Source organism: Occallatibacter sp. (assembly GCF_049802275.1).
In the GTDB taxonomy this organism is placed as follows: Bacteria; Acidobacteriota; Terriglobia; order Terriglobales; family Acidobacteriaceae; genus Telmatobacter.
On sequence record NZ_JBARMD010000459.1, the window covers coordinates 1 to 8,011 of the forward strand.

General features: G+C 55.3%; 4 protein-coding genes and 1 pseudogene. 2 read left to right on the top strand and 3 right to left on the bottom strand.

Annotated elements, in window-relative coordinates:
- Together WA354_RS15875 and WA354_RS15880 are read left to right on the top strand one after the other, a co-directional pair.
- A pseudogene (locus tag WA354_RS15875) lies at positions 1-1,362 on the top strand (glycosyl transferase family 1); the annotation flags it as partial.
- Positions 1,359-2,387, top strand: a complete 1,029-nt coding sequence (locus WA354_RS15880; protein WP_472813997.1) for a glycoside hydrolase family 130 protein — start codon at positions 1,359-1,361, stop codon at positions 2,385-2,387. The pseudogene WA354_RS15875 and the gene WA354_RS15880, both read left to right, overlap by 4 nt.
- Positions 2,388-3,214: 827 nt before the next feature.
- Here the strand turns inward: WA354_RS15880 and WA354_RS15885 are convergent.
- The 3 genes from WA354_RS15885 to WA354_RS15895 form a co-directional block, all read right to left on the bottom strand.
- A complete protein-coding gene (locus WA354_RS15885; protein WP_472813998.1) occupies positions 3,215-5,329 on the bottom strand; it encodes a beta-galactosidase in 2,115 nt (704 codons plus the stop codon).
- 12 nt (positions 5,330-5,341) lie between these two features.
- Positions 5,342-6,940: a GH39 family glycosyl hydrolase gene (locus WA354_RS15890; RefSeq protein ID WP_472813999.1), complete on the bottom strand. Its 1,599-nt coding sequence runs from the start codon at positions 6,938-6,940 to the stop codon at positions 5,342-5,344.
- A 130-nt stretch (positions 6,941-7,070) separates the two neighbouring features.
- Positions 7,071-8,011: alpha-L-fucosidase (locus tag WA354_RS15895; RefSeq protein ID WP_472814000.1), on the bottom strand; the 941-nt coding region annotated here is incomplete at its 5' end.

The following is an 8,011-nucleotide window of genomic DNA, read 5'->3' on the forward strand; positions in this document are numbered from 1 at the left end:
CCCTACTGGCACGCAAAGGAGTTGCTGGCGGAAAAGCGGGGAGTAATCGTTCCGTTCGAGAACCCAGGCGCCATTGCCCAAGCAGTGATCGCGTTGCTGGAAAACGATGCCGAACGTCATGCGATGCGGAAGCGCGCCTATTTGCATTCCCGCAGCACAACCTGGCAGAAGACGGCACGAGCATACATGGCTAGCTTTCAACGTGCCCGGTTTGAGCGCACGTTACAGCCGAGACCTGCCCAACCGGATGATCACTTGTCGGACCCGGCGGATTGTCTTCCCGTGCTGAATACGGGACACCTCTTGACTATGACGGATGAAACCGGCATGTTGCAGCATGCAATCTTCTCTGTGCCCAACACGCGCGAGGGATATACGACTGACGACAACGCACGCGCGCTCGTGGTGTCAACGCGGCTGGACGAGTGCCATGGCTATGAAGATAAACAGGAGCACACCGACCTTTCTCGCCGATATCTCGCGTTTCTGTGGCTTGCATTTCATCCCGATACCGGGAGGTTCCGAAATTTTCTTGGCTACGACCGCAAGTGGCTGGAGGATGTCGGCTCAGAAGATAGCCATGGTCGCGCGTTGTGGGCTTTGGGATCGGTTCTAGGCCACTCGCGGAATGCCGGACTGCGCGGTGCTTCAGGCAGATTATTTGAGGCCGCCGCACCCGCGGCTCTTACGTTTAGCAGTCCTCGTGCCTGGGCATTCAGCGTGCTCGGCATGCAGGCATATCTGGACTGGTTCCCAGGGGATCGAGCGATTCAAGGCTCTCGTAATGCACTCGCCAACAGACTATTGGACATCTACGAACGCAGCCATTCCAGGACCTGGCAATGGTTTGAGAAGAGCCTTTCGTACTCGAATGCAAGGTTGTCACACGCGCTCATCCTCGCAGGATGGCGAAGCAATAACCAGAGGATGATCGAAGCTGGAATGGATTCTCTGAAGTGGTTAGTTGCCGAGCAACATCGTGGCGATCGGGAGATATTCGTGCCCATTGGCTCAAGCGGCTTCTTTGTCGAGGGAAATGAGAAAGCACGTTTCGATCAGCAACCAGTCGAAGCTTGCGCAACAGTCTCTGCCTGCCTGGAGGTATACCGGCTGACCGAGGAGAGCCAGTGGCTCGAAGAAGCCCATCGTGTATTCCGGTGGTTTCTTGGTAAGAACGACCTTCAGGTGCCGCTCTATGACCCGATCACCGGTGGGTGTAGAGACGGGCTTCACCCTGACCGCGTAAATGAAAACCAGGGAGCGGAATCAACGCTCTCGTTCCTCATGGCCCTGCTTGATATGCAGGCAGCTACGGTAGCCAGTGAAAACGAACAGCAGCATGGAATGAGTGTCGCCTCTTGAATTTGGTAACCACCCCGGCTTCATCGCAGGATCCAGCGGCTCAGGAAGTACCTGGAGCAAAGGGATGTACTGAGATCCCCATCTTCACCCGTCATCCCGGCAATCCGATTCTGAGCCGGCAAGACTGGCCATACCCGATTAACAGCGTCTTTAACGCGGGGGCCGTACTCCTGCCTGACGGAGATACTCTGCTACTTTGCCGAGTCGAAGACAGAAGCGGCCTTTCGCATCTTTGCGCGGCCCGATCCGCAAACGGAGTTGATGGATGGCGAATCGATCCCCAACCAACGCTGATCGGAAATCCGGCAGAGTACCCTGAGGAAATTTGGGGAATTGAAGATCCCCGCATTACATACGTACCGGAACTTGAGCAATACGCGGTGGCCTACACCTCTTTTGCGCGCGGCGGCCCAGGAGTCTCACTGGCACTAACCAAAGATTTCAGAAGCTTTGAGCGATTCGGCGTAATCATGTCTCCTGAAGATAAGGATGCTGCCTTGCTTCCTCGAAGGATTGGAGGGCGCTGGGCTCTCATTCATCGGCCGGTGACATCGCTCGGTGCGCACATGTGGATTTCTTACTCGCCGGATTTGCGGCATTGGGGCAGCCACAAGATCATTCTTGAGGCGCGGCGTGGCGGATGGTGGGATGCGAACAAGATTGGCCTCTGTTCGCCTCCGATCGAAACTGCAAAAGGATGGCTTGCAATCTATCACGGAGTGCGCCAGACAGCGTCGGGGAATATCTATCGCCTGGGACTTGCACTCTTCGATCTCGAATGTCCGGATAAATGCTTGCAGCGAGGCGACTCCTGGGTGTTTGGTCCAGAAGCACCTTACGAACGCGGCGGAGATGTGAACGATGTTGTGTTTCCGTGCGGACAAACCATCGGCGCGGATGGAGACACTATAAACCTGTACTACGGCGTCGCTGACTCCAGCGTCGCTCTGGCCACGGGCAGCATCCAGTATCTTCTCACCTGGCTGGACGCGAATTCGAAGTCGACTCAGATAGCGAATCATTAGTGCGATGGAATGTGCGGAAGAGGAAAGCAGAGTGAGTCACACAGGCTGGCGCCGGCCCACTTGGATGCCGGAACTTCTTTGGATAAGGTGTAAATGTCCACGATGTAACTCCATCCAATTCAAACCAGCCGAGCTGCGCCCATTCGATGGCCTGCTACAGGTGATGGGGATGCAGCCGGTTCGGTGCATGTTCTGCTGGCGCCGCTATTACTGGGTCACGTTGCGTGGAGCCCCTGCTAGTTGAGTTCTCGCCAGCACTCACTTGGGACCGCTTCCGAAACGAAGTACGCTCCAGGCACAAGAGAATCGGCCGGGCAAGTATCCCCGGCCGCAAACGGACTGGTATTTCTTGTCTGCCTTGGCATTACCAGAGTTGACTGGCTCGGGACGCTGAATAGGAGGCAGATCATTGGGGTGGACAACCGTGCGCGAATGCGATTCATCTGCCTGCTTCTTCTGTAGGACGTCGCGCGGCTCGCTGGTCCTCGCGCCATTGCCTTGGGGATTGGATGTATCCATTGCACGCGCCGACGCGGCAGATTGATGGTCGTTGCCGGCTTCTGGTCTGGAGGCAGCGCCCATAGCTGGGTTGCCGTGATTTGACGTTGCTCGCAATTACGCTCGTAGGTTTTCTGCGCGAAGGCCGCTTCAATATTTACCACGGCAGCCATAATATCGACGGCTATACTTCGACGACATTGGGGGCGGCGAAATGTCGATGACTGCCTCGGCGATAATACGCTCATTCAGAACCGAATGGATCGCGCTTAGATTTTAGATTTTCTGGATTGAGATTTGCGCTGCAGTCAAGCATAGCTATCCACTCTTCATTGCACGAGATCCGATTCGAGGGGACCCAAAACTATTGTGCCTTCGTAGATCCGATCAGTCTGGATGCTGCGTTTGCTCCTCCCGATGGCCACGGTCTTCTTTTCTTCGGTCGTGTTTACATACAGAGTGCGACCATCTACTGATCTGGCGTAAACACCTTCAGGAGTGGAAGGGCCAGCTTGAATGCCTGCAAGTCGGAGGACGCGTTCGAGGATGGCACCGATAGTGGAAGGGTTGGACTCGGTCGCGAGATATAGGGCATTGCCTTTACCAAATCTATTGATCGTGATTGCCGGGCTGTGATCTGCGGTATCTGTGAAGCGGGTGAGCACCGTGGCCGTTGACGGCTCGAGCACCTCGTATCGGCGTGAGTTGACAGAGATTGACTTGCCATCCAGATCGAACCTCAAGACAGTCGAATCATAAAATGCATTGGTCTTCAGTCCGAACACGTCGCTCAATCGGCCCGGCAGCGGAGTGTCAAACCATTGTCCATGCTCATCGACCTTGGCCGAGAGTGCTGTCATCAGCACTGTACCGCCGTTGCTCACGTATTCCCGGAGCGCCGATGCGCTCGCTGCGTCCATCAGGTAGTCAGCTGGAACGACGACCAGTTTGTAAGCTGAAAGATTCTCGTGTCCGATGTTGATGATGGTGGTGTCGAGATTGGCGCGAAAGAACGGTTCAAAGGCGCCTTGTACCTGCTCGGTATAGGGGGGCTTGAAGTATTGAAGCGTTGTATTGGAAGGGCCGTTGGGATGAGAGTCAATAAAGGAATCGAATGAATAGGCTATAGCGATTTCGGGATGCGTGTAGCGAGGGAATCCATATTTGGCGAGCTGTTTGAATTCCGTGGCAATACGGGCGAACTCACCCACTTTCCATGAAGGAGTTCCGTCATGGTCTACCAGCCCGAAGAGCGCTTGTTCCTCGCCTCCCTGATGACTGTTAAACGTCCAGGCAAGGATTCCTTGAGCTCCCATCATGAGCCCGAGGTAGGCGTACATGCGGCTGCGGCCCGGTGTTCCGTAGAATCCGCCGCCGCCTGCAGTGAACTCGTTGAACCATATCGGAGTCGGCAATGCTCCTTTCGTCATCAACGCGCCGAATGAACCGCTGATGGGATCACCGGGATAGAAGCCTTCAGCTCCGTATGAGACATAAGCCTTGTAGGTGGAAAGGTAGTCAAAGCCGCGTCGCGCTGCCGTGTCCCAGAGATTCGAAATTGATGGAATCTCTGGCATGTCTCTCTGACGAATCGCGTCCAGTTCTTTCAGGCGAGCCACGGTTACATCCGACCAATAGCGATGCAGGTCAAGGTATCGCTCCGATGGTCCGGGGCCGTTTGCGAGCGGGAGATCGACATCTTCAAATTTGTTCAGCCGGCGCGACCATCTCTGCGTTGCCCACGCCTTGTTCAGTGCGTCGATGGTTACGTACTTCTGCTTGAGCCATGTGATGAAGCGTTGCCGGTCAGCCTCCGAATACGACATGAAGCCGTTTCCGATTTCGTTGTCATAGCCGACGGCGATCACCGCGGGATGATGCGCATAACGCTTCATCAACGCGTCAGCCATGATCCCCGCCTCGCGAATGTAGTTGGGGTCGCTGATGTTGTCCATGTAACGCTCGGCTGGAGGAAGGCGTGTGCCGTCTTGCGCAACGATATCAACGCCCAGGTACGCGCGATGCAGCCAGATCGGCGCGGGCAGACCGGGAATGTCCAGAATTACGCGAATTCCGGCCGCATGCATCTTGTCCATGATGCTGTCGAACCATTCAAAGGTGAACTTACCCTGCGATGGCTCGAAGGAATCCCACGACAGATCGCCCATCCGCACGACGTTGAACCCGGCGTCCTTCATGATGGCGATGTCCTTGTCGATTTGAGCCGGAGAGCGGTCAATGGGTTGATAACACGTGCCCACGAAAAGCTGCCCCGGACCCGGCCAGGTCGGATGAGCTGAGGTGTTCTGTGCGCTTGCCGCGAGGCTTGAAAGCCACAGGCCAACGACAGCAAGAAATAGAAAAGCGAGAAACTGGACTCGCCCGTCGAAGTAGCTTGCCTTGCGGGTCCTTTTGTCACCCGGACATTTAGCGGGAATTGACATGCAGCACATCAATCATTTGCCTTTCTCGCTGCGCACCAGCTTCACAAGAACGATGTCGTTACTGTTCATCGGAAATGTGAATTCAACATTGCCGCCAGTATCGCCCCGCACGACTTTATCCGTCTCCGGAAGATCCTGCGTGAGTTCGTTCAGATGCGCGATCTGCGCTTCAGTCAGCTCTTTGGGAGAACCGAGTTCGATGTAGGTGGTGTAGGCATCATTCGCATGAAACCCCGTGCGATGCAGTTCAAGGTGATATGAGGCATTAGCGGCTAGGTGCGTCAGATGCAGACTCACAGGCGCGACGGCATGCGATGGAATCACCTTCGTATAGAACGAGCGATTGCTGACCTTCTGGTCGGGCTGTTCGAAGTCCCAGATTACAGCCGTTACGTTTCCATCCTTTGTGGACAACATTGCCTGCGGGTCGTTGGTTGCAAGGTTGTCTCCCTGGAGCGCATGCAGATACTTGTACGCGAAGTACGCCGGCTTGCGAATTCCCTGAGGGTTCAGCAATCCGAATCCCCCTTGAAAGGGTGCGGTCGGCGGCCCCGGCTCCTCAAACAGGTCGGTGTAGGTCCAGTAGCTCATTCCCTGCAGCAATCCGTGGCTGGCTTTGAGCTTGGCGAGAATGTAGGGTGCGCTGATGTAAGAGTCGTGCACGGAATCGCGCGGCGTGTAGCTGGTGCTCCACTCAGTGAAATAGAGCGGCAGAGCAGGGAAAGCTGATGCAGATATCTGCTCGCGGATATGCCGCACGTCTCCGATAATTGCGTCGGGCGAAGGATCGAGCTTGGTATCGCTTTTTCCGTTCTCATCCAGAAATCCGCCTTGCACGCCGTAAGTATGAGTAGTCACAAAATCCACCGGAGCGCCGCTCTGCTTCGCGTGTGCCAGGAATTCGGGCACCCATGCCGCTCCGGCCGTGCTGGGTCCGCCGACGCGCAACTTGGGGTCGACGTTTTTAATCGTCTTCGCGGTCAAATCGTAGAGTTCGAAATATGCCTTCTGGTCGCCGCCCTCCCAGAAGCCTGAAAGGTTTGGCTCGTTCCACACTTCGAAGTACCAGGTGCGAACTTCGTCCTTTCCGTAGCGCTCTTCAATGTGCCGGACAAAGGCATCAACCAGGTTGCGCCAGCCATCCGGCTTTGGATGCGATGTGTTCCCGTGCCAATAGAAGATGCTGTTTTGAGAAGTCGCAAGCGTTTTCGGCGTAAAGCCGAGCTCGACAAACGGCTTGATATTTCGCGCCAGCAGATCATCGTAGAGCTGGTCGATCTTCGTCCAGTCATACACGGTCTTGCCGTTTTCAATGCGCACGGTTCCGAGGACATCGTGGAAGATGGCGTGGAAGCGTATATAGCGAAAACCAAGCTCGTCGGTTACGAGCTTGAGCTGCGCTTGGCTGTCATCCCGAATCAACGTTCCGGGATAATCGGAGCCAACCGAAAGATCAAAGAAGCGATCGACCGGACCGCGTGCATCTTTCGCGTTCACGACGATCTCGCGCGCTGAACTCTGATCCTGTTGCGCGGAAACACGCGGGATGGATGATACTGCGAGAGCACCGAGGGCGAAAATCAAAAATTGCCGCAACAAAGAATGCCGCATGAAGTTCTACTTCCTTGGAGAACAAGTTGAGATTACGAGAGCCGATGTGATCGTAGCACCGCTTCTGACCAAGTCGCCTGTGTCGATTGGTTCTTGACAGGGGCTAAACGCCAGAAATCGATATACCTGTTCACGCGAGTGTCACCTTGAGCACCACCGCGTAATCCACTGCCGGTTTATATAGTTTCGGAAGCTCCACCATCAGGGCGTCAGTCTGCTGTTTCCAATTAACCTTCTGGTCGGTTCCCAAAAGTTCGAGCTTGCCAATTCTTCCCGGTTTTGTTTGCGCTGAAAGTCCCAGAGACTGAACTGTGAACGATCCCGTGGTCCACCCTAGCACCAGTGCGTAGACCACAGTATTTGCTTTATTGCGCGTGAACCGGATATCTTTCTCTCCCAGTTTCTTCACGCTTCCGCCCTGGAAGGAACCCGCCTTCACGCTATTGGGTCCTTCACCGTAAACCTTCCATGGCCTAGTTTCGTAGATCGCCTCACTATTGGTCTGCATCCACGCTGTGATGCCGTCGAGCACCGCGATTTCCTTGCTGTCAATGGTTCCGTCAGGTCTGCCGGGGACATTGAGAATGAACGTGCCGTTCTTGCTCACGGTGTCAATCAGCCAGTGGATCACGTCGCGCGGAGGTAGGTACCCGCCGTACTGTCCCGGTTTCTCGTACAGCGAGCGGAGATAGTGCCAGGTACCGAGGCAAGTCTCCGATTGCCAAGGATGCCTCATGATCTCGGCGGTAAGCCCACTCTCATAGTCTGCGACAACAGCTTTGACCAGCCGGTCGGGAACATCTTTGACGTTCAGAACGGCTTCCAGCTTGCCGCCGTTTTGTCTGAGGCTGTTGTTGTAGAAGTAGGCGCCAATGTTCATCCCGGCCCAGCCTAGCGGTAGAAGCGAATCGTCAAAGTAAAGCAGATCGGGATTGTGCTGGTCGATGAGATCGCGCGTCCGATCGTAGAAATTCTTCACATACGATGTGTCGGGCAATGCACTGGCCGGGTGTTTTACGCCATAGAGTCGCTGAGGATCGAGCCCCTGCCACCACTGATCTTTGCCTTCTG

Excerpts from the sequence above, each read along its gene's own strand:
- WA354_RS15885 (WP_472813998.1), bottom strand. The coding sequence starts at position 5,329 with ATGTCAATTCCCGCTAAATGTCCGGGTGACAAAAGGACCCGCAAGGCA.
- WA354_RS15890 (WP_472813999.1), bottom strand. The coding sequence starts at position 6,940 with ATGCGGCATTCTTTGTTGCGGCAATTTTTGATTTTCGCCCTCGGTGCT.